Origin of the sequence: Candidatus Pelagibacter sp. (assembly GCF_052049855.1) — a bacterium.
In the GTDB taxonomy this organism is placed as follows: Bacteria; Pseudomonadota; Alphaproteobacteria; order Pelagibacterales; family Pelagibacteraceae; genus Pelagibacter.
In genome coordinates this window covers 526,339-549,917 of the sequence record NZ_JBNGZE010000002.1, presented here as the reverse complement: position 1 = coordinate 549,917, position 23,579 = coordinate 526,339, and the positions used below count along the sequence as shown (strand labels likewise).

Sequence of the window (23,579 nt, the reverse complement as noted above, 5' to 3'; positions counted from 1 at the left end):
AATATTATCTTAGATTATTAAAAAATGAAAAAAGAAAGAAACAAAAATCCAATTCAACCAGTTAGCGGAACTAAAGTTCCAAGATTTGCTGGTCCAAGTACTTTTGCGAGACTTCCTGAGCTAAGAGATGTAGAAAGCTGTGACGTCGCAATTGTTGGAATTCCGTTTGATGCTGGCACAAGTTATCGACCCGGAGCAAGATTTGGTCCACAAAGCATAAGGCAAGCTTCTAGACATTTAAGAACCAATTATCATCCTAATTATGATGTTGAGCCTTTTAAAATCCAACAAGTAGCTGATGCTGGTGATATCGCTTGCAACCCATTTAGTATTGATGAAGCAATTAAACAAATAGAAGTAGGTGCAACAGATTTATTAAATAAGGTTGGAGGAATTATAAGTTTAGGTGGAGACCACACTATTGCAGTACCATTGTTAAGAGCAATCAATAAAAAAAATAAGGGTCCTGTATCTTTAGTTCATTTTGATGCCCACTTAGATACTTGGGACACATATTTTGGTGCACCTTATACTCACGGAACTCCATTCAGAAGAGCTAGAGAAGAAGGATTATTTTTAGATGATGCTTCTATGCATGTTGGAATTCGAGGACCACTTTATAGTAGAAATGATATTAAAAATGATGAAAGTTTTGGATTTAAAATAATTCATTGTGATGAGTTTCAAACAGAAGGTACGGATAAAATTGCTGAGAGAATAAAAAATAGAGTAGGAAATAATCCTTTGTATTTGTCAATTGATATTGATGTTTTAGATCCTGCATTTGCTCCAGGTACTGGTACACCAGAAATTGCAGGAATGACAACAAGAGAAATGGTTAATGTTCTTAGAGGCTTGTCAGGATTAAATTTAGTTTCTGCTGACGTAGTCGAAGTTTCACCAGCATATGATCATGCAGAGGTAACTTCCTTAGCAGCAGCCACTATTGTTTATGAGTTAACTAATTTATTTGCAAAATCATAGATAAAAGATAACTTCTTAGCATGTTAAATAAAAAAAATTTTTATATAAATGGTGAATGGATAAAACCAAACAGTTCAGAAGAAATTACAGTAGTAGATCCAGCTACAGAAGAAAATTGTGCTGTAATTACTTTAGGTGACAAAATTGATGTTGATAAGGCTGTAAAAGCAGCAAAAAATGCATATGAATCATGGGCCTTCTCGTCTAAGGAAGATAGAATTGGATTATTAGAAAAACTCTACGAAAATTATAAAAAAAGATGGGCGGATATTGCTAAAGCCATAACTCTTGAAATGGGCGCTCCAAAAGATTTTGCATCTAAATTGCAAGCAGGTACAGGAGCAAGTCATATTAAATCATTCATAAGATATTTAAAAAATTTTGAATTTGAAAAGCCATTGGGTGAACATGCTCCAAATCAAAGACTAATTTATGAACCAAAAGGTGTTTGTGCATTAATTACACCTTGGAATTGGCCAATGAATCAAGTTTGTTTGAAAGTAATGCCTGCCATGGCAGCAGGATGTACTATGGTATTAAAACCATCTGAACTTGCACCCTTGTCGTCTATGATACTTGCTGAAATTGTGGATGAAGTAAAGTTTCCAAAAGGTGTATTTAATTTAGTCAATGGTGATGGAGCAACTACTGGTGATGCATTAACAAGTCATCCAGATATAAATATGATTTCTTTTACTGGATCGACTAGGGCTGGAGCTCTAATTTCACAAAACGCTGCAAAGGATTTTAAAAGGGTAAGTTTAGAGCTTGGAGGCAAAGGGGCTAATATAATTTTTAAAGATGCTGATCCTGAAGCTATAGAAAGAGGTGCTTTTAGATGTTTTAGAAATTCAGGACAATCTTGTAATGCACCCACAAGAATGCTAGTTGAAAAATCTATGTACAACGAGGCTATTGAGAGATTAAAAAAATATACAGAAAATTTTGAGGTAGGTGATCCAAAAAAAGAAGGTGAGCATATTGGTCCTGTCATTTCAGAAAATCAATTTAAAAAAATACAAGCTTTAATTCAAAAAGGTATTGATGAAGGTGCAAAATTAGTTGCTGGAGGGACCGGAAAACCAGATGGCCTTGATAAAGGTTATTTTGTAAAACCAACAGTATTTGCTGACGTTAATAACAATATGGAAGTTGCAAGAACAGAAATCTTTGGTCCAGTGCTATCTGTTATACCATTTGATTCAGAGGAGGATGCAATTAAGATTGCAAATGATACCACTTATGGATTAACAAATTATATTCAATCACAAGATCATGATAAAGTAAAACGAGTTGCTAGAAAATTAAGATCTGGAATGGTTGATGTAAATGGAGCTGGTATTGCAGTTGATGCACCATTTGGAGGTTTTAAACATTCTGGAATAGGTCGAGAAGCAGGGGAGTTCGGTTTAGAAGAATTCTTAGAAGTTAAAGCTGTAGGCGGCTGGAGTTAATTTACAGTAGACTGATCTTTTATACCATCGAGAAGTTTCAAACATTTTTTTAGTTCATCTAAAATAATAAATTCATCAATTTTATGAGCTTGTTCAATTGAGCCAGGACCACAGACAACTGTACTAATACCTATTTCTTGAAACAAACCTGCTTCCGTTCCAAATGAAACTACTTGGCGCGAATTATCTCCAGTTAAACTAGATATTAATTCACATGCATCTGATTTTTGCTCTCTATCAAAGCCAACTATCTCTCCAATTATTTCTTTTTCAATTGAGGAATTAGGAAAAACTTTTTTCATTTCTGGTAATAAAACTTCATTTGCATATTTGTCTAGTTCTTTGTTTAGAAAAACTGCATCCTCTTTTACTACTGGTCTTGTCTCCCAATTAACATGACATTTATCTGCAATTACATTATGAGCAATTCCACCAAATATACCTCCGATTGATAAAGTAGAATGAGGGGGGTCAAATATAGAGTCTTTAGGAGATCTTTCTTTAAGTTTTTCTCTCAACTCAATTAATTTATTTACATATCTTGAAGCATATTCAACCGCACTTACACCTTTATGGGGCGCTGAACTATGTCCAGCTAAACCTTTAAAATAAGTGGTGTATTCATAACATCCTTTATGAGCATCGATAATTTTCATATTAGTTGGTTCACCAACAATACAAATTCCATCTTTGATATCTCTTTTTTTTAATTCTTCAATTAAAATAGGTGCTCCTTGACATGCAGTTTCTTCATCAAAAGTAAATGAGAAATGTATATCTCTATCTAGGTTTGACTCTGAAAAAATTGGAGCAAAAGCTAAAGTGCAAGCAATGAAACCTTTCATATCACATGAACCTCTTCCAAAAAGTTTATTGTCTTTTATTGTTGCTTGGAAGGGATCAGTTGCCCAACCTTTCGATACAGGAACAACATCAGTATGTCCTGATAAGATTATTGGTTTTTTATTACTGGTATTTTTTGCCTTAATTGTAGCAAATAGATTTACTCTTTTTTTATCTTCATCAAATGTTCTAAAAGAGCTAGCACCAAGATCTTTTAAAATTTTATCGCAATAATCAATTAGAGAATTATTATCTTCTCCTGAAATTGTTTTGAAACCAATTAGATCTGTTAATATTTTTATTGAATTTTTGAATAAAAGCTCTGAATTATTTTCTGTACTCATAATTTTCATCTATTATATATTAATTATATGAAAGAACAAATTACCTATGATATTTTTGATAAAGTTGACATTAGAATTGGTACAGTAATTTCTGTAAAAAAAAATGAAAAGGCCAGAAAACCTTCTTTAGTTTTAGAAGTAGATTTTGGAAAAGAAATTGGAATTAAACAATCTTCTGCCCAAATTACTCATTATTATAATGAAGAAAATCTTAAAGGAAAACAAGTAATAGGTGTTTGTAATTTTCCTGAAAAAAATATAGCTGGTGTAGTTTCTCAAATACTTATTCTTGGCTCAATTGATAAGGAGGGCAAAGTAATTTTGGTCCATCCATCTCAAAAATCTGAGAATGGTTTACCTATTGCATAAAAATGCATCCTGAAATTTTATCGATAACATTATTTGGAATTGTAGCTGCTTATTCACCCGGGCCAAATAATTTTGTTGCTTTTTATTCTGGATTTAATTTTGGAATTACTAGAACACTTCCACATATTATTGGAGTAACTTTTGGTTTCCCCTTTTTACTATTATGTGTAGCTTTAGGTTTGATAAATGTATTTAAACTTTATCCACTAATTCAAGAAATATTAAAATACCTTGGAACACTGTTTTTAATTTATTTAGCATACAAAATTTCTTTCTCTAATTCTAAAAACCAAGAAAACAAAAATAAAAATCCAGTAAAATTTATAGAAACATTTGTTTTTCAATTTTTAAATCCAAAAGCTGTAATTGCTTCAATTATAATTGTATCAACTTATATTAAAGTAGGAGAAAATTTTGTAAGTCATACAACTCAAATTGTTATATTGGCTTTGTTAGTCTCAGTAACTAGTATTACATTATGGACATTTTTAGGTAAATTTTTCAGGAAATTTGCGACAAATCAGAAATTTATTAATTATTTTAATTATGTTATGTCACTGCTTCTTTTATTAAGCATATTAACTTTTTATTTATAACATGAAACCAGGAAACAAAAATTCTTACAATTCTCTTAAAAAAATTTCTATAGATAGTAAAGATTTTAATTATTACTCTTTACTTGAAGCAGAAAAAAATGGCCTAGATGGTATAAGCAAACTCCCCAAATCCCTTAAAGTTTTGTTAGAAAATTTATTGAGATATGAAGATGACTTGAGTGTTACAAAGTCTCAAATTGTAGCTGTAAAAGACTGGTTAAAAACAAAAAAATCTAAAACTGAAATTGCTTATAGACCAGCAAGAGTACTCCTTCAGGACTATACCGGTATCCCAGCTGTGGCTGATCTTGCAGCAATGCGAGAAGCGGTAAAAGATAAAAATAAAGATCCTAATACTATCAATCCTCTATCCGCAGTAGACCTTGTAATTGACCATTCTGTTCAGGTAGATCAGTCTGCTAAAGCTGATTCTTTCGAAAAAAATGTTGATATAGAATTTGAAAGAAATGGAGAAAGGTATTCTTTTTTGAAATGGGGACAACAAGCATTTAATAACTTCAGAATTGTGCCACCTGGAACAGGAATCTGCCATCAGGTAAATCTTGAGTATTTGTCAAAAGTAGTATGGTCAGAAGAATTCAAAGGAGACAATTATTTATTTCCTGATACTTTAGTTGGAACTGATAGCCACACGACAATGGTAAATGGTTTATCTGTCTTAGGATGGGGAGTTGGTGGAATTGAAGCTGAAGCAGGAATGCTTGGGCAACCAATATCAATGTTAATACCTGAAGTTATTGGTTTTGAGATGAAAAATAAAATGCCTGAAGGTACTACAGCTACTGATTTAGTTTTAACTGTTGTTAAAATGTTAAGAGATAAAGGAGTTGTGGGAAAATTCGTTGAGTTTTATGGAGAAGGTTTAAAAAATTTAACTCTTGCTGATAGAGCGACAATTGCTAACATGGCACCAGAATATGGCGCTACATGTGGGTTCTTTCCTATTGATGAAGAAACTTTGAAATATTTAAAATTTTCAGGAAGAGATCAACATACTGTAAATATTGTTGAAAACTATGCCAAGGAACAAGGGCTATGGGCAAGTAATGATTTAGAATTTACTGATATCATATCTTTAGATATGTCTACAGTTGTTCCAACTATTTCAGGCCCAAAGCGACCTCAAGACAAAGTACTTTTAACTGACGCACATAGTTCTTTTAAAAAAGTATTAAAAGAAGCCAAAAGCAAAAACGAAAAATCGGTTTCAAAAGTGGCTAATACCGAATTCGTTATTAAAGATGGATCTATTTTAATTGCTGCAATTACTTCTTGCACGAATACATCAAATCCAAATGTTTTGATTGGAGCTGGACTTTTGGCTAAAAAGGCAATTGAAAAAGGATTACAAGTTAAACCATGGGTAAAAACTTCTTTAGCACCTGGATCTCAAGTAGTAACTGATTATTTAGAAAAAGCTGGATTAAATACATATTTGGATGAATTAGGATTTAATCTAGTAGGCTATGGATGTACTACGTGTATTGGTAACTCAGGTCCACTACCAGAAAACATTGTAGAGGCGATACAAAAAGAAAATATTTATGCAGTTTCAGTTTTATCAGGGAATAGAAATTTTGAAGGAAGAATTTCACCGCATATTAAAGCTAATTATCTAGCCTCACCTCCACTTGTTGTAGCATATGCAATTGCTGGACATATGGAAGTTGATTTATACAAAGATCCACTTGGAAAAGATAAAAACGGTAACGAAGTTTTTTTAAAAGATATTTGGCCTTCTAATAAAGAAATTGAGGATACCTTAAAACATTCACTTAATGCAGAGATGTTTATACAAAGGTATTCCAATGTATCGGAAGGCCCAACTCAATGGCAAAAAATTAAAACGGATAAAAGTAGTATCTACAATTGGGATGAAGGCTCAACCTACGTAAAAAAACCTCCATTCTTTGACTCTTTGCCAGATAAACCAGAGGGATTTAAAGAAATTAGAGATGCAAGGCCATTATTAATATTAGGAGATATGGTAACTACAGATCATATATCACCTGCTGGCAGTATTCAAAAAGATAGTCCAACTGGTGAATATTTTATGGAGCATCAGATTTTACCAAAAGACTTTAATTCTTATGGCTCAAGAAGAGGAAACCATGAAGTTATGATGAGAGGTACTTTTGCAAATATAAGAATTAGAAATGAAATGGCACCAGGCACAGAAGGTGGTTTTACAAAGTTATACCCAGAGGAAAAAGTTCTTCCTATTTATGAAGCTGTGGTTGAATATAAAAAAAGAGGGACTGATTTAGTTGTGATTGGTGGAAAAGAATATGGAACTGGATCTTCAAGAGATTGGGCTGCAAAAGGCACAAAACTGTTAGGAATTAAAGCAGTTATCGCTGAGAGCTTTGAAAGAATTCACAGATCTAATTTAATTGGAATGGGAGTATTGCCTTTACAGTTTATAAACAATGTTAATAGAAAAAATCTTAAATTAATAGGATCTGAATTGTTTAGTATTATGGATTTAGAGAAGGGTATTAATCCTTCTGATGAGGTAACAGTGGAAATTAAATATGCATCAGGCGAAATAAAGAAAATTAAATCTTTATGCAGAATTGATACAAAAAATGAATTAGAGTACTATAAGAATGGAGGTATTCTGCAATACGTTTTAAGGAATATGATTTAGATATGGACGAAGATTTATCAATTATAAATAGCAATACAAGAAATCAAAAAATTAAAAATTTTATTGTAAATAATAAAAACAAAATAATATCAGCTATAATTTTTTTAATTATTATTATAATAAGTGTTTTTAGTTATGATAAGTATTTAATATCTAAAAAAAAAGAGATATCGGATAAATTTAACTCTATAACAATAGATTACTCAAATAACACAAAAGAAAAGACAGCTAATAGCTTGATCGAAATAGTAAAAAAGAAAAATCCAACTTATTCACCTTTATCACTATATTTTATCATCGATAATAATCTTATAAGTGACCAGTCAAAAATTAATTCTTTGTTTGATATATTAATAAAGGATACTTCATTAGATACTGAAATTAAAAATTTAATTATATATAAAAAGGCTCTCTACAATGCAGATAATTCTCAAGAAAGTGATCTTCTAAACATGCTAAATCCACTTATTAATTCAAAAAGTGTTTGGAAGTCACATTCTTTGTATTTGATGGCAGAATATTTTTATGCGAATAATCAGAAACAAAAAGCTAAAGAATTTTTCAATCAAATAATGACTTTAGAAAATTCAAATCCAGATATTAGGTTGCAAGCAGAGAAAAGATTGAACAGAGATCTGAGTGAATAAATTAATTTTTACTTGTATTGCATTAATATTTTTAAATAGCTGTTCTTTTAACGAAAATTCTAAAATTTGGAAAGATAACGAAAACAATCTAAATACAAAAAAAAATGTAACTAAAGTTTTGACTAAGAAGAAAAAAGTTATTTCTGAATTTAATCAGGGATTTAAATTAGATTTCTCAAAAATTAAAATAAATAACGAGATAATTGATAATCAAAATAATTTAGGTTCTCAAAATTATAAAGGTGAATTAATAAAGATTAGTAACTTTAAATTTTCAAAGTTAGATGAACTTGATCAATTAAATTTCGAACCGATTTTTTTAAGTAATGGAATTATATTTTTTGATAAAAAGGGCACAATTATTAGATATGATAATAATAATAAAGTTATTTGGAAAAAAAATCATTATTCAAAAGCTGAAAAAAAATTAAAACCAAAATTAAATTTTTTAGTAGATGGTAAAAATCTTTTAGTGACTGATAGTATATCTAAATATTATTCTGTGAATATTAGTACTGGCGAATTAAATTGGTCAAAAAATAATGACTATCCATTTAATTCAAGTATTAAAAAGTATAAAGATAAAATATTTGTTATCGATTATAAAAATATACTGAGGTGCTACAAAATTAAAGATGGTTCTGAATATTGGAATTTACAAACAGAGGATTCATTTACAATTTCTAACATTAAATATTCACTAATTATTTATAATAATAATGTTATCTTCAACAATTCTATAGGAGATATTACAGCTGTAGATATTGAAACTGGTTTAATTGCCTGGCAACTACCTACACAGAGTAGTTCAATAATAAATGAAACCTATAATTTTAAGTCTTCTAGACTCGTATCAGATGGAAATTCAATATTTTTTTCAAATAATAAAAACGAGTTTTATTCAATTGATTTGAAAACAGGTACCACTAACTGGATAAATGAAATCAATTCAAATATTCGACCTGTTTTAATTGGAAACTTTATTTTTACGATTTCTAATGAAGGTTATTTATTCTTAATTGATAAAAATAAAGGAAATATATTAAGAATTACAGATCTTTTTTTTAATTATAAAGATAAAAAAAGAAAAAATGTTAGTCCCATAGGGTTCGCAATTGGTAACAAAAATTTATATTTAACTAACTCGGATGGAAAAATGATTGTAGCGAGTATCGAAGACGGAAATGTAATTCATATTGAAAAAGTATCAGGTGGATTAATTTCTGAACCATTTATATATAATAAAAATTTATATGTAGTAAGAAATGGTTCTATTGTAAAATATGATTAGGTATGTTCCTAAAATTTTTAGAAAAGATTGGCAGAAAAAAAGTTGTATTAGATAGAGGACCTTCACATCCTAATTTTAAAGAGGCAAAGCCTTGGATGAACCGTTACTATGTTTTGATGAGGTATCGACCTAAATGGTTCCCATTCAATATATTAATTCATGAGATGCTAGCAGATGATCATGGAGAAGGAGTACATAATCATACATTTCCTTATATTACTATAATTTTGAGAGGAGGTTATTGGGAAACATTAAGCACTGGCAAGTTTTGGCGTCCACCGGGGTATATTGGTTTTAGATCGGCAAATAATTTACATAGAGTAGATTTGGAACCAGGAACTAAACCATTAACTTTGTTTATCTCAGGTCCATTTGGTTTAAGGAAAGGACCAAGATCAGAGTATGGTATTGATTTTAAAACTAAAAAAAATTGATGCCAAAAAAATTTGAAAAAATTTTTATATCATTTTGTGAAAATCAAGATTTAGAAGTAAACTATAATCAAATCACTGTAATTAAAAAATTAGATTATTATCACCATTCTAACTATAAATCATTTTTTTCAAAATTATTTTCCAAACAAAAATCTAAAAAAGGATTTTATTTATATGGTGGTGTAGGGGTTGGTAAAACAATGATTTTAAACTTCTTTTATGATCATATTCTAGAAAAAAAATTAAAACAGCATTTTAACGAGTTTATGTTAGGTTTTCATGATTTTGTACATAAACAGAAAGAAAAAAATGAAGAAAATGTAATCAATCAATTTGTTAAAAATTTAAAATCAAAAGCCTCTTTAATTTATTTTGATGAGTTCCAAGTAACAAATATTGTTGATGCAATGATTTTAGGAAAACTATTTGATCAAATATTTAAAGAGGATATTAAAATTATTCTTACATCAAATACTAAAATTTCAGATCTTTATAAAGATGGCCTTCAACGTGAACAATTTATACCTTTTATTAAAATAATGGAAGATCAATCAATTGAACATGAATTAAAAATTGAAGATGATTATAGAAAATCTAATAATAATCAAAAACAAAGATATTTTTTCCCACTTAATAAAGAAACTAATTTTATGATTAACAAATTTTTTAGAACTATAACAAAGAAAAGAAAACAATCTTCAGTGACAATTAATGTAAAGGGTAGAGAATTTAAAATAGAAAACTTTTATGAAGGAATTGTTAGATTTGACTTTAATCAACTTTGCAATCAAAATTTAGGAGCGGAAGATTATTTAGAAATAATCAAAAATTGTAAATTTATGGTAATAGATCAAATACCTCAATTTAATGATGTGAATTCAAATCAACAACAACGTTTTATAACTTTGTTAGATTTAATTTATGATAAAAATATTTCATTAGCAGTTACAGCTAATCAAAATTTAGATCAATTTACCTCTTCAAGATTGTTAGAGAAACCATTTAAACGTACTATCAGTCGTTTACATGAGCTTACATCGAAAAAGTACAATTAATGAAACAAAAATTCTATAATCTTCAAATTAATACTAATGGTCAAAAGTTATATGAATTTACCAATGATACAATTCGTTGGATTAGTCAAAATAATTTAAATAATGGTATTCTTAATTTAAGTATTCAGCACACGAGTGCCTCATTAATTGTACAAGAAAATGCAGATCCAGATGTACAAACTGATTTAATAAATTATTTTGATAAATTAGCCCCTATGGATAACAATTTATACGTTCATACGACCGAGGGAAAAGATGATATGCCTGCTCATATCAAATCAGCTTTAACTAATAATCAAATTTCACTAAGTATTAAGGACAGAGAATTATTACTTGGTACATGGCAGGGTTTATTTTTATTTGAACATCGTTTAGAGCAGCAAAATAGAACAATTATTCACCATTTTATCGGTGAATAAACGAGTTATTTTTTCAGTGATTGAAAAGCCTCTAAAGCCGCAGCTCTTGCTTTTTCATGTATTACAATAGGTTTAGGATAATCTTTACCTATTATAGTTTTTATTGCCTCCTGGTATTTGAGCTCCATTTCCCATGGTTTATGAATAAATTTTTTAGGAACTTGGTTTAACTCAGGAACCCATTTTTTAACATACAGGCCTTCCTTATCAAATTTTTCTCCCTGTAAAATTGGATTAAATATTCTAAAGTATGGTGCAGCATCGGCCCCACAACCAGCAACCCATTGCCATTGAGCTACATTATTTGCTTTATTGAAATCTAACAAGCAATTTCTGAAATGTTTTTCACCTTCCATCCAATTTATTCTTAAATGTTTTACTAGAAAGGAACCAACAACCATTCGAATTCTGTTATGCATCCATCCTGTTTCATATAATTCTCGCATCCCAGCGTCCACAATAGGATAGCCTGTCATTCCCGATTTCCATGCCTTCAAAAATTTTTCATTTTTTATCCATGGAAATTTATCAAATTCTTTTCTGTAGTTACCTTTTAAAAATTCAGGAAAATAATTAATTAAACTATGTGAAAATTCACGCCAGCCTAATTCATTGATATATTTCCTATAGCCGATTCCTTTAGATTTTATTTCAATACATTTTTGCCAAATAGTACTTACGTGAATTTGACCATGTTTTATGTATGGAGATAATCTCGATGTACCCTTGATTGATGGGTAATCTCTAGCTGTTCCATAATCTTTAATTTTTTTTTCAATTAAATTATTAAGAATTTTTTTCGATTCATTTTCAGAAACTTTCCAATATTTCTCAAATTTTTTATACCAATTTTTTTTAGGTAAAATTTTTTTAGGCTCAATACTATTTTTATAAAAAGAAAATAATTTAATTTTTTTTTTAACAACATAATTTTTTCTTGGAGGTAGACTTAGATATTTCTCTTCAGCATTTCTCCAGAATGGACTAAATACTTTAAAAGGTGTACCATCATTTTTAGTTACTTCCTGAAATTCATTAAGAATATTTCCTTTAAAATATTTGAACTCAACTTCATTTTTTAAAAAAGCGTCTCTTATTTTTTTACCTTTAGTAATTACATCTGGTTCATATACTTTATTCCAATAGACAGAAATATTATCTTTTTTTTTTATTTTTGATAATACTTCTAGCTCGTCTCCCTCCAATATTTGAAGATTGATTTTGTATTTAAATAATTCTGTTTTAAATTCCTCTAAAGACTTATACAGCCACCATTTTTGTGCTTCTCGTTTTTTATCAAAATCAGTTTTATTATAAATAAATAATGCAATGACGTTATCATGATTTTGACTTGCAAAAGATAGTGCAGGATTATTTTCAATTCTAAAATCTTCTCTGATCCAAAATATTGCGTTTTTTTTCATGTAAACTTATTTTCTACCTTTAGATAGCAGTTGTTTGTAAAGTTTCACATCTGCATTACCTTCGCATCCTATTACTAAAACATTAGAATTTTCGTTAAGTTCGATGAGTTTTTTAGTTTTAGCATTGTTACAAACGCCTACTAGGCTTATAATACCAGGTGCAGAGCATTCTCCACCAATTATTGAATTTTTACTAAGCTTTTTGTCTTTCAACATCGCTATGGTTCTAGCAATATTTCGATCACTTACAGACACACAACAATTGCTTGTTTTTTTTAATATTTGCCATGGAATATATGACATTTCATTACATGACATACCACCCATGATACTCTCCTTTTTAATTTTAATTTTTTTTAATTTATTGTGTTTTATGCTTTGGAGAACACAATCAGCTTTATCAGGCTCAACTATTATTATTTTTGGAATTCTTTTAAAATATTTTGCAACACCAGCTACTACACCAGCAGCCATACCACCTACACCAGCTTGTAAGAAAATATGGGTTATATATTGATTTGTTTGTTTAGAAATTTCTCTAATCATTATGGAATACCCTGCCATAGTAAGTTGAGGAACTAATTTGTAATCTTTTGTTGAAACATCTTGAACAATTTTCCAATTATTTTTTTTTGATAATTTTTTACACTCGTTGAGTGAATTTTCATAATCTCCTTTAACTCTTATTACTTCAGCACCGAATTTTTGAATTTCTTTAACTCTTGTTTCGCTAACATATTGACTAACAAAGATTTTACATTTTAACCCCAACCTTTTGGCACCCCATGCTACAGATCTTCCATGGTTACCAGCTGTAGCCGAGGAAATAATTATATTTTTTTTTCCTTTAGATATTTTTTCAACAGCATAAGCACCACCCAAAGCTTTAAATGACTTTAAATGAAATCTTTTAGACTCATCCTTATAAAAAACATTATTTAATTTTAAATTTTTTTGTAATTTATCAAGTTTTAATAGTGGTGTTGATTTATAATTTTTCCAGCTGGAAATAGATTTATAGGCGTTTGTTAATAGTAATGAAGGTGCAAATCTTAAAACATAATTTCTTTTAAAACTAAAATTATTATTTTTTAAAGATTTTGTAAGTTTCCAGTTCTTAATACTGTTTAAACTCTTCACCTTAACAGTCTAATGTATTATCTTTTTCCCATTGAGATACAGGTTTTTTTTTATTAAAATTATTTTTATCTTTGAAATTTTGTATTTCTGAATTTTTTAGTTTTATGTAGCTTTTGATTACTTCTGCACCAAAAGCTTTTGATAACGATTTACTATTTTTAAGCATGTTAATAGCTTGATTTATATCATTAGGTAATTTTTTTAATTTAGGATATTTTTTATAGTCTTTGTACATATTGCAATGTAATGGTTTTCCAGGATTTAGTTTTTTGTTAATTCCTTCAAGCCCAGCAGCTATTATGCCTGCTTGAAGTAGATAAGGGTTTGCAGAACCATCCATTAATCTTAATTCAAATCTACCTTTATCAGGTATCCTAATCATGTGAGTTCTGTTGTTTCCTGTGTAAGAAATACTACTTGGAGACCAAGTTGCTCCTGATTTTGTTGGTGGAGCATTAATTCGTCTATAGCTATTTATTGTTGGATTAAAAAATGCTGACAATGCTTGTGTATTTTTCATTATTCCCCCTAAGAAATTGTATGCAAGTTTACTTAAGCCAAGTGCATCCTTTTTATCTAAAAATTTATTATTTTTACCATTCCAAACGGAAACGTGAGCATGACAACCATTACCAGTCAAATTACTAAACGGCTTTGGCATAAAAGTTGCTCTTAAGCCATGCTTTTCCGCTAAACTTTTAACCATAAATTTAAAGAAAACATGTCTATCTGCAGTGACAAGAGAATCTGAATAATCCCAGTTCATTTCAAATTGACCATTGGCGTCTTCATGATCGTTTTGGTAAGGTTTCCAACCCATTTCCAGCATACAATTGCAAATTTCTTTTATTAAATCATACCTTCTCATAAGAGCGGATTGGTCATAGCAAGGTTTAGATTGAATATCTCTTTTGTCAGCCAAAGAATGCCCATCCTCAGAAATTAAAAAATATTCACATTCAACACCTGATTTCATTTGGAGTTTCTTTTGTGACATTTTTTTTATTTGCTCTTTAAGCATTATTCTTGGAGAGGCTTTAACAGGTTTACCATCCATATATAAATCAGAGGCGAGCCAGCCAATTTCTTTATTCCATGGTAGTTGAATGAGACTATCTGGATCTGGGACACCAAACATATCACTGTCAGCCGGAGTCATGTCTAGCCAAGTCGCGAATCCTGCAAATCCTGCTCCATCTTTCTGCATATCGCTAATTGCTTGAGCTGGAACTAATTTAGATCTTAAAACTCCAAACAGATCCACGAAACTTATTAAAAAATATTTTATTTTTTTAGCTTTTGCTATCTTAAATAAATTTTTTGGCATAATTGATTTTATGAATATTAAAGATCTGTATCAATCACTTTTTTTCTTTTATCCCCGGTATCCAGTTACTTCCTGCTAAAGGAACTCTAGCCATTGCAGCAGCTTCAACAGTTAGTGCGCATAAATCTTCAGGTTCCAAATTATGTAAACTATTTTTTCCGCATGCTCTAGCAAGTGTTTGCGCTTCTAGCGTCATCACTTTTAGATAATTGGTTAACTTTTTACCAGCTTTTACTGGATCTAATCTTTTCATTAAAGTTGGATTTTGAGTCGAGATTCCTGCAGGGTCATTACCTTCGTGCCAATCATCATAAGCCCCTGCAGTTGAACCTAATTTGTTGTACTCTTTTTCCCACTTTGGATCATTATCACCTATAGCTATCATTGCAGCGCTACCTATTGATACCGCATCTGCTCCTAGCGCTAAAGCTTTTGCAACATCTGCACCATTTCTAATTCCACCTGATATGACTAATTGTACTTCTCTATGAGAGTTTAAATCTTGTAGAGCATCTACTGCAGGTCTAATACAAGCTAAAGTAGGTTGACCAACGTTTTCAATAAAAACTTCTTGAGTAGCAGCCGTTCCACCTTGCATTCCATCTAGTACAATTACATCAGCACCCGCTTTTACAGCTAAAGCAGTATCGTAATACGGTCTTGCTCCTGCAATTTTTATAAAGATAGGAACTTTCCATTTTGTAATTTCACGTAATTCTAAAATTTTTATTTTTAAATCGTCTGGACCAGTCCAGTCAGGATGTCTACAAGCAGATCTTTGATCTACTCCTTTAGGTAAAGTTCTCATTTTTGCAACTCTATCGTTTATTTTTTGACCTAATAACATTCCTCCACCACCAGGCTTTGCACCTTGACCTATAACAACTTCAATTGCATCTGCTTTTCTTAAATCGTCTGGGTTCATTCCGTATCTAGACGGTAACAATTGGTAGACTAAATATTTAGATTGTCCTCTTTCTTCAGGTGTCATTCCTCCATCACCTGTAGTAGTAGATGTACCAGCAGCACTTGCACCTCTTCCTAAAGCCTCTTTTGCTGGGCCCGATAATGCACCAAAGCTCATTCCTGCAATTGTAATTGGTATATCTAATTCAAGTGGTTTTTTGGCAAATTTTGTTCCAAGAGTTACATTTGTAGTACACTTTTCTCTGTAACCCTCTAGTGGATATCTAGACATTGATGCTCCTAAAAATAATAAATCATCAAAGTGGGGAAGTTTTCTTTTTGATCCTCCACCTCTAATATCATAAATACCTGTCGCTGCAGCTCTTCTTATTTCTGAATTTGTATATTCGTCAAAAGTCCATGATTGACGTGGATGAGTTCTATTATTTTTTTTCATAATTAATAATTAGAAATATTATCTATTTTAAAATTGTATAACTTTTTTGCTGAACCATATCTTTTAAAACTTTCAGCTTTTTGATTTTTAATATTTGCTTCCTGTAAAAGTAATTTTAGTTTTTTAATATGTTTTTTATCCATTTTTTTTTCAACACAATCTGCACCAAGTGATTTAACTCTACCCTTTATATATATGTTTGTCTCATACAAACTATCACCTAATGCCTCACCAGCATCACCACATACAACCAAGTTCCCTGCCTGAGACATGAAACCTGACATATGGCCAACTGAACCTTTAACAATTATGTCGACTCCTTTCATGGATATCCCACATCTCGAACTAGCATCACCATCAATAATTAAAAGCCCACCATGAGCAGTTGCCCCTGCTGATTGAGATGCATTGCCTTTTACATGAACTTTACCAGACATCATATTTTCAGCTACACCAGTTCCAACATTACCTTCAATTGTAATATTTGCTTTTTGATTCATTCCAGCACAATAATATCCAACATGACCTTTAATATTAATATTTAATTCTTCAGTAAGTCCAGCACATACAGCGTGATTACCCTCAGGATTTATTATAGTGAAATTCCTATCATTTATTTTTCTATCTATATTTTGCAATTGTTCGTTTACTTTTCTCAACTTTAATTTTTTTAAATCTAATTTCATTAATTTCCCCAAGAATACACAATGCCAGGTTCTGGCTCAAAAATTTTTGCATTGTTAACATCTGGAAGATGTGCCATTGCTTGAAATTCAGATGCGATTGCAACATAATTTTTTGTTTCTGCTATAACTGCAGGTTTACATGCAATTTCATCTCTTACTACTGCAAATCCTTTTCTCGTTCCTGCTATAAATGTATAAAAGCCATCAAGATCTTTCAGACCTGAAACAAGTGTATTTTTTAACGATTTATTGTTTGAAAGACTATTTGAAACGTAGCCGGCAGCAACTTCGGTATCGTTTTCAGAGGTAAAAATATTTCCTTTTTTCTTGAGCTCTCTTCTCAAGTTATTGTGATTAGATAAAGAACCATTGTGAACTAAACATTCATCCTCTCCAGTTGAATAAGGGTGAGAACCATCAGTAGTTATTGCACTTTCGGTTGCCATTCTTGTATGTCCAATACCATGTGTGCCACTAAAACTTTTCAAATTAAATTTTTTAACTACATCTTTTGGATTTCCAACTTGTTTAAAAATTTCAATAGAATGTCCATATCCAACAATTGAAACTTCAGGGAATTCTTTATTAATAAGTTTAATAAATTTTTTTGGTTTTTCTTCTGTTTTTACAATTACATGATCGGAGTATTGATTTAATTTTAAATTTCTATTTTTTTTTGAAATATCTTTTTTAAATTTAGTAAAATCTAAATTATTAATACATAAAGAGTATTTATATTCTTTTTTGTCCGAATTTTTATATACAGCAAATCCTGCACTATCTGGTCCTCTAGACTCCATGTTGTTAAGCATACCTGATAACATTTTACCTAGATTTTTCTCAAATTTTTTTGTTTTCAAATATATTCCAACAATTCCACACATAGACTTTAGAGTTTTAATTAATTAACGATAAAAAAAAATCTTTATAATAGATAAGGTTTACAACTACAATGATGATAATAGCCACTATCACTCCGTACTTAGCTTTTGGAAAAGCTACGCCCCTCATTTTAGAAGGCCTTAGTTCTTCGTTATTTTTATCATCCATATTTTTTCTAAAAAAAAAGGGCGCCACAATTAAGTAGCGCCCAAATTTATTTTTTAATTACCAATCGGTAATATTGCTTTTATGATCGTTAGCACCGTGTCTTTTTCTGGATAATGCGTTAAGCTCATCACTTTCAGATTTGCTAGTAATTACAGTCCATCCTATCCACACAGCAATTAACACAAGAACTAGTATAAATTCACTAGATCCAGCCCCAGGATAAACCGATCCGCCAACTTCTTCAGCTGGTTTATTAAGATGATCTATCCAGTTTGATACTGTTGCCATATTTTTCTCCTTTACCTGGTTGCTGATGAAACTGCTTTTTCGTCTTCTTTAGCACTTTCCATCATTTCATAGTCAAGTCCAGCTATTTCAACTTCTCGCGGGATTCTTAATTTACCCATTCCATTGAGAACTCTAGCGATGATATAGCCAGGTATTAATCCTAAAACAAAGAACATTATTATTGCTCCAATAAATTGTCCTAATGGATTAATTGTTGCATAAGTTGTTCCATCAAACATAGCTCCAACACTGTAACCAGATGAAGGATAACCATTTAAGACGAATCCACAAATTACAAGACCTACAAAACCAGCATAACCATGTACAGCTACTGCGCCAACTGCATCATCAATCTTGAACTTTCGTTCAACCCAGTAATGAAGTTTGTAAGCAATCACAACTCCAATCATACCAATAACTAATGCTTGAATTGGATGATATAAGTCGTTTCCTGCAGATGCACAAATAATGCCAGCTAATCCACTTGAGTAAGTCCAGAAAGGATCACCTTTAGCAATAACATATCCAGCCAATAAACCTCCTGACAATGACATCAAAAAGTTCATTGTAATTCCACTTAAAGTAGTGGGTGTTAGATAGATATTAGTTGCCGTCCAAAATGATATACCTTCCATGCCATACTCTGGGCCAAGATCATATATTGGAACGTTACAAGCCGCATAAAATCCCCAAAATCCAGTATAAATTAAGAACAATCCAATTGTTACTAACCAAGGATTTCGTGGACCAATGTTTCTTGGTTCACCACTTGATGAAAATTTTCCAATTCTTGGACCTAATACCATAAGCACACCTAAAGCAAATCCACCAGCAATAGCGTGAATTACACCTGATGCATATGCATCATGATAACCTAAGATTTTAAGCATCCAACCATCAAAGTGCCATCCCCATGATGCATCAATTGACCAAAAAACAGATCCTATTGCAATTGCCAAAACTCCAAATGCAAATGTTGTTATTCTTTCGATAACTGCACCCGAAACTATAGATGCTGCAGTCCATGAAAATAAAAGGAATGCTGCCCAGAACACACCCATTATATGGTCGTTAAGATTGATTGCCATCAAAGCATTTGTTGGATTAGCAAGATCATTTCCTCCAAATCCACCACCAAGGACAAGCCCTGTGCTTTCTGTCATTATTGATGGAGCTAATCCAGGTCCAGTTGGAAAAGCCCAATAAATCCACCAACCAAACAAAAACCAAGTTACTGTTACCAAAGGTATCAGCATTGTGTTTTTCATAAGAGTATGTTGATGGTGTTTGTATCTTGAAGCTCCGACCTCATACATACAGAATCCAACGTGAATTAAAAACATTAGTACTACTGTTGTCCAGTAGTAAAATTCTGTAAATATCGTGGTAAGAGCACCTAACTGATCAGTCATATTCTCTCTCCATATTTGTTTATTAAAACCCTATTAAATTTTACGTTTCGTTACAAATATAAAGAGAGTGAAAAAATATAGTTATAAACAGCAGATTTGCAAAAATAATCAACTATTGATTGTAATATTAAAACTTTAAATATGCTTTTTTCAAATCAACAAGAGGATGTTTGGGAGACATTTGGAACTTAACTAAAAGTTCTCTTGCAATCATATCTCTATCTTGTTGATTATTCGGTAATTTTATTGAACTTGGAATAGTAACCCAACCATTTGCATTTCTACAAAAAACTGCAGGTCTATCTTCCTCATAACCCATATGCACATCTTCTAGCCAGTTTAAGTCATCCCATCCCATAGCTTCTATATATTTCTTAAGAAAAGGTGTTAGTTTGGAATAGTCAGGTAAAAGATTTACATCGTATCGGTAACCAATTGATTGACCGATCATTTTTTCTCTATCTGTTTCTGCTTTTTTCCCTAACTGACCTTTGATCTCTTTTTCTTTTGCTTTAACTACTTTTTTACCCTTTTTCTTTGCCATAGTTATTAACCTTATATTTTGTGATAGTTATCAACTCCAACAGTATAGTTTGTTCCAGCAAGTGGAACTTTTGCTAAAGCTGAAGCTTCTGATGTTAAAGCAGCCAAATCTTCTGGTTCTAATGAGTGGATATTTGTTTTACCACAGGCTCTTGCTAAAAGTTGAGCCTCTAAAGTCATTGAGTGAAGATAATTGTAAACTCTTAATGCTGCATCATCAGGGTTTAGTCTTGCTCTTAATTTAGGATCTTGAGTTGCAACACCAACCGGGCAACGTCCTGTATGGCAGTGATAACATTCACCTGCTTTTACTCCCATCTCTTTTTCAAAGTCAGCCTCTGGGATATCTTTGTTGCAGTTTAATGCAATCATTGAACCAGTACCAATAGCGATCGCATCAGCTCCAAGAGCTAAAGCTTTAGCCATATCTGCACCGTCTCTTACTCCACCAGCATAAATTAATGTTACTTTTCCAGTTTTGCCAACATCATCGATCGCTCTTCTAGCTTCTCGAATTGCAGCAATACCTGGAATACCAGTGTTTGCAGCAGCGATATGTGGGCCAGCACCAGTAGAACCTTCCATTCCATCTAAGTAAATTGAGTCTGGGTCACATTTTGCAGCCATACGCACATCATCATAAACTTTAGATGCACCTAACTTTAATTGAATTGGCACTTTATTTTTTGTTAATTGTCTTAATTCCTCTACTTTTAAAGCTAAATCATCTGGACCTAACCAGTCAGGGTGTCTCGCAGGAGATCTTTGGTCAATACCAGATGGTAATGATCTCATCTCAGCAACTTGGTCAGTAACTTTTTGACCCATTAAGTGTCCGCCCATTCCAACTTTTTGACCTTGTCCAATAAACACCTCAATACCATCTGCTAATTGTGCGTGGTGTGGGTTAAAACCATATCTTGATTGAATACATTGGTAATACCATTTTTCAGAATATCTTCTTTCATCAGGTATCATTCCACCTTCACCAGAACATGTAGCACTACCTGCCATAGTTGCTCCTCTTGCTAAAGCAGTTTTTGCTTCATAAGATAAAGCACCAAAACTCATTCCTGTAATATAAACTGGAATATCTAACTCAATTGGATTTTCACATCTTGGTCCAATTACTGTTTTTGTTTCACATTTTTCTCTGTAACCTTCGATTACAAATCTAGTTAGTGTTCCAGGCAAAAAAACTAAATCATCAAAAGTAGGAATTTTTTTCATTAATGCCATTCCACGCATTCTATATCTTCCTAATTGAGCTTTTATATGAATGTCGTCTATTACTTCTGGAGTGAAGATAGCATTATGTCCTAATAAACTTTTATTTCTTTTACCTTCTTCGTGTGCATGGACATCTGCTTTTCCACCAACACCTTTTCCATTCTTTTTAACTTTTTTACTTTTTTTCTTAGGCATTAAATTGCTCCCTTCTTCTCTGTAGGTTCCAAATTATCATAATTCCAAAGTTTTTTACCTGCTACAATTTTTTTCATTTTACTTACATCAAAATTTTCACCAATCTCAGCAACCTTTAATTTTCGTTTCAGCCAATCTTGATCACTTGATGTCAATTCCGAATCTACAGCATCACTACCATAGGAGCCAATTTCTCCACCTACGAAAATTGTCCCATCATACATAGAGTCACCCAAATTAATTCCAACGTCCCCAAGTATAATTATTCTTCCTCTTTGCATCATAAAACCTGTAAATGCACCCGCATCTCCACCAATTATGATAGTTCCACCTTTCATGTCAATTCCAGTTCTGGCACCAACACTGCCTTTGCAAATTAGATCTCCACCTCTAATTGCCGCACCAAAACATGATCCAGCATTTTTTTCGATTACCACTTTACCAGCCATTAGGTTTTCTGCACATGACCATCCAACTCTTCCGTTAATTCTGACTATTGGACCGTCACAAGAACCCATTCCAAAGTATCCTAAACTACCTTCAAAAATTAAATTCAGTTTATTTAAAATACCAACTCCAAGACTGTGTTTACCTTGTGGGTTTTTAATAACTATGGTTCCATAACCTTGGCTCATTAAGTTATCAATTTCTTTATTAGCCTCAGGAGCTGTCATGTCTTTAACATCAAGCTCAGTTCTTTTATTGAAATCTACATCATACGTACCAAAGTAATAAAAGTTTTCTGCTTCATCAGGATTAAAGAATTTTTGTTGAGTTCTTCCAGTTAATACCTCAGTGTGCATACCCATCGATTGGGCTTTCGATTTTTTCGACACAGCTTTTAGATTTGCCATACTTTTACCTCCCCATCAAATGGATCATATGTATCAATTTCTTGTGGTAATACAGACCTAATTGCAATTTCCTCTGATCCCATTGCCACTAAATCATCAGACTCATACAAAACCAAAGGTTTTGCAGCCATTGTATCTTTAGCCATACCTAATGAATCTTTAGTTGCAACAAAGTATGTGAAAACCCCATCAAGACCAGTCAATGACTCTTTCATTCCTTCCTCTAAAGTTGCTCCATGTCTCATTTTTTCTGCAATGTAAACTGCAATTAATTCTGAGTCACATTCAGACATAAATCTCATTCCCTTGTTTTCTAAAACTCTTCTGTTATTCCAATAATTAGTTAATTGTCCATTATGAACTACAGACACATCGCTAAATGGATAGCCCCAGAAAGGGTGAGCAGACTTAATATCCACACCTGATTCAGTTGCCATTCTAGCATGACCAATAGCATGTGTTCCAACTACTTTATCTAAACTATATCTGTCACAGACCATTTTAGCATTTCCAAGATCTTTAATTACCTCTAAAGATTTTCCCATAGAAAGAATTTCAACACCTGGAATACTTTCAATTCTCTGCGAAAAGTCTAACAAATCTTTTGTATCATAATCAATCTCATATCTTAGTGAGTATGGAAGAGTTCTCTCTTCTTTAATAACTTTTGCACCCATCTCAGCCAAAGTTTCATCTACAATTTTTTTTCTTTCATCGTAAACTGACACATCTTCCATAACAGATGAACTTCCTTCTCCTACGTTTTCTCCAACTTTAAAACGCATAATGAAGTTTTTTCCATCAGTATCGCCATATAAAGCGTAACCTGTAGAATCTTCTCCTCTATGCTTTAATGCTTGGAGCATTCCTTGTAGTTCGCTTCCAACATTCGAAGATTTCCCTCTATGAATTAAACCTGCTATTCCACACATATATTTATACCCTTTCTATCTATTTCTT

General features: G+C 31.7%; 23 protein-coding genes. 10 read left to right on the top strand and 13 right to left on the bottom strand.

Going from position 1 to position 23,579, the window contains the following annotated elements:
* Window positions 1-24 precede the first annotated feature (24 nt).
* Both speB and ACTT9X_RS05100 read left to right on the top strand, forming a co-directional pair.
* Window positions 25-984 (top strand): agmatinase, encoded by a 960-nt coding sequence (speB, locus tag ACTT9X_RS05105; protein WP_440934572.1) that lies wholly within the window; start codon window positions 25-27, stop codon window positions 982-984.
* Window positions 985-1,004: 20 nt separating this feature from the next.
* Window positions 1,005-2,438 carry an aldehyde dehydrogenase family protein gene (locus tag ACTT9X_RS05100; RefSeq protein WP_440934571.1) on the top strand — a complete coding sequence of 478 codons (1,434 nt, stop codon included), beginning with the start codon at window positions 1,005-1,007 and terminating at the stop codon, window positions 2,436-2,438.
* On the opposite strand, the gene argE is transcribed toward ACTT9X_RS05100, so the two are convergent.
* Window positions 2,435-3,625: an acetylornithine deacetylase gene (gene argE / locus ACTT9X_RS05095; RefSeq protein ID WP_440934570.1), complete on the bottom strand. Its 1,191-nt coding sequence runs from the start codon at window positions 3,623-3,625 to the stop codon at window positions 2,435-2,437. The two genes, ACTT9X_RS05100 and argE, sit on opposite strands and share 4 nt — an antisense overlap.
* A 27-nt stretch (window positions 3,626-3,652) precedes the next feature.
* Here argE and ACTT9X_RS05090 point away from each other — a divergent pair, with 27 nt between their 5' ends.
* Genes ACTT9X_RS05090 through ACTT9X_RS05055 form a run of 8 tightly spaced genes read left to right on the top strand, consistent with a single transcriptional unit; the run spans window position 3,653 to window position 11,107 of the window.
* Complete coding sequence (locus ACTT9X_RS05090; RefSeq protein ID WP_440934569.1) at window positions 3,653-3,994, top strand: tRNA-binding protein; 342 nt, start codon at window positions 3,653-3,655, stop codon at window positions 3,992-3,994.
* A 2-nt stretch (window positions 3,995-3,996) separates the two neighbouring features.
* On the top strand, window positions 3,997-4,590 hold the full coding sequence (locus ACTT9X_RS05085) for a LysE family translocator (RefSeq protein ID WP_440934568.1): 594 nt from the start codon (window positions 3,997-3,999) through the stop codon (window positions 4,588-4,590).
* Between the two features lies 1 nt (window position 4,591).
* The gene (acnA, locus tag ACTT9X_RS05080; RefSeq protein WP_440934567.1) at window positions 4,592-7,261 is read left to right on the top strand and encodes an aconitate hydratase AcnA; all 2,670 of its coding nucleotides are present in this window, start codon (window positions 4,592-4,594) and stop codon (window positions 7,259-7,261) included.
* 2 nt (window positions 7,262-7,263) lie between these two features.
* Window positions 7,264-7,908 carry a hypothetical protein gene (locus ACTT9X_RS05075; protein ID WP_440934566.1) on the top strand — a complete coding sequence of 215 codons (645 nt, stop codon included), beginning with the start codon at window positions 7,264-7,266 and terminating at the stop codon, window positions 7,906-7,908.
* Complete coding sequence (locus ACTT9X_RS05070) at window positions 7,901-9,199, top strand: outer membrane protein assembly factor BamB family protein (protein ID WP_440934565.1); 1,299 nt, start codon at window positions 7,901-7,903, stop codon at window positions 9,197-9,199. Before ACTT9X_RS05075 ends, ACTT9X_RS05070 begins: the two co-directional genes overlap by 8 nt.
* Before the next feature lie 2 nt (window positions 9,200-9,201).
* Complete coding sequence (locus ACTT9X_RS05065; RefSeq protein WP_075504010.1) at window positions 9,202-9,633, top strand: hypothetical protein; 432 nt, start codon at window positions 9,202-9,204, stop codon at window positions 9,631-9,633.
* The gene (gene zapE / locus ACTT9X_RS05060; protein ID WP_440934564.1) at window positions 9,633-10,688 is read left to right on the top strand and encodes a cell division protein ZapE; all 1,056 of its coding nucleotides are present in this window, start codon (window positions 9,633-9,635) and stop codon (window positions 10,686-10,688) included. Before ACTT9X_RS05065 ends, zapE begins: the two co-directional genes overlap by 1 nt.
* Window positions 10,688-11,107: a secondary thiamine-phosphate synthase enzyme YjbQ gene (locus ACTT9X_RS05055; RefSeq protein WP_440934563.1), complete on the top strand. Its 420-nt coding sequence runs from the start codon at window positions 10,688-10,690 to the stop codon at window positions 11,105-11,107. Before zapE ends, ACTT9X_RS05055 begins: the two co-directional genes overlap by 1 nt.
* 5 nt (window positions 11,108-11,112) lie before the next feature.
* Here the strand turns inward: ACTT9X_RS05055 and ACTT9X_RS05050 are convergent, their stop codons facing one another.
* From ACTT9X_RS05050 to ACTT9X_RS04995, 12 genes are all read right to left on the bottom strand, one after another.
* Entirely contained in the window at window positions 11,113-12,531 is a 1,419-nt protein-coding gene (locus ACTT9X_RS05050) for a cryptochrome/photolyase family protein (protein WP_440934562.1), read from the bottom strand.
* Window positions 12,532-12,537: 6 nt separating this feature from the next.
* Window positions 12,538-13,671, bottom strand: coding sequence for a diaminopropionate ammonia-lyase (locus tag ACTT9X_RS05045; RefSeq protein ID WP_440934561.1), 1,134 nt, complete (start codon window positions 13,669-13,671; stop codon window positions 12,538-12,540).
* Between the two features lies 1 nt (window position 13,672).
* Window positions 13,673-14,998, bottom strand: a complete 1,326-nt coding sequence (gene glnT, locus ACTT9X_RS05040; RefSeq protein ID WP_440926121.1) for a type III glutamate--ammonia ligase — start codon at window positions 14,996-14,998, stop codon at window positions 13,673-13,675.
* Window positions 14,999-15,032: 34 nt separating this feature from the next.
* A complete protein-coding gene (locus tag ACTT9X_RS05035) occupies window positions 15,033-16,361 on the bottom strand; it encodes an FMN-binding glutamate synthase family protein (protein ID WP_440934560.1) in 1,329 nt (442 codons plus the stop codon).
* A gap of 2 nt (window positions 16,362-16,363) precedes the next feature.
* Window positions 16,364-17,047 (bottom strand): protein glxC, encoded by a 684-nt coding sequence (locus ACTT9X_RS05030; protein WP_440934559.1) that lies wholly within the window; start codon window positions 17,045-17,047, stop codon window positions 16,364-16,366.
* Complete coding sequence (locus ACTT9X_RS05025; RefSeq protein WP_440934558.1) at window positions 17,047-17,931, bottom strand: class II glutamine amidotransferase; 885 nt, start codon at window positions 17,929-17,931, stop codon at window positions 17,047-17,049. The genes ACTT9X_RS05030 and ACTT9X_RS05025 overlap by 1 nt, the downstream gene beginning before the upstream one ends.
* Before the next feature lie 223 nt (window positions 17,932-18,154).
* The gene (locus tag ACTT9X_RS05020) at window positions 18,155-18,385 is read right to left on the bottom strand and encodes a hypothetical protein (RefSeq protein ID WP_440934557.1); all 231 of its coding nucleotides are present in this window, start codon (window positions 18,383-18,385) and stop codon (window positions 18,155-18,157) included.
* An 11-nt stretch (window positions 18,386-18,396) separates the two neighbouring features.
* On the bottom strand, window positions 18,397-19,797 hold the full coding sequence (locus tag ACTT9X_RS05015) for an ammonium transporter (protein ID WP_440925001.1): 1,401 nt from the start codon (window positions 19,795-19,797) through the stop codon (window positions 18,397-18,399).
* Window positions 19,798-19,924: 127 nt separating this feature from the next.
* Window positions 19,925-20,341, bottom strand: a complete 417-nt coding sequence (locus tag ACTT9X_RS05010; protein WP_440934556.1) for a hypothetical protein — start codon at window positions 20,339-20,341, stop codon at window positions 19,925-19,927.
* Window positions 20,342-20,352: 11 nt separating this feature from the next.
* Window positions 20,353-21,765: an FMN-binding glutamate synthase family protein gene (locus ACTT9X_RS05005; RefSeq protein ID WP_440934555.1), complete on the bottom strand. Its 1,413-nt coding sequence runs from the start codon at window positions 21,763-21,765 to the stop codon at window positions 20,353-20,355.
* On the bottom strand, window positions 21,765-22,619 hold the full coding sequence (locus ACTT9X_RS05000; RefSeq protein WP_440934554.1) for a GXGXG motif-containing protein: 855 nt from the start codon (window positions 22,617-22,619) through the stop codon (window positions 21,765-21,767). Before ACTT9X_RS05000 ends, ACTT9X_RS05005 begins: the two co-directional genes overlap by 1 nt.
* Window positions 22,607-23,551 carry a glutamine amidotransferase gene (locus ACTT9X_RS04995; protein ID WP_440934553.1) on the bottom strand — a complete coding sequence of 315 codons (945 nt, stop codon included), beginning with the start codon at window positions 23,549-23,551 and terminating at the stop codon, window positions 22,607-22,609. The genes ACTT9X_RS05000 and ACTT9X_RS04995 overlap by 13 nt, the downstream gene beginning before the upstream one ends.
* Between the last annotated feature and the right edge of the window lie 28 nt (window positions 23,552-23,579).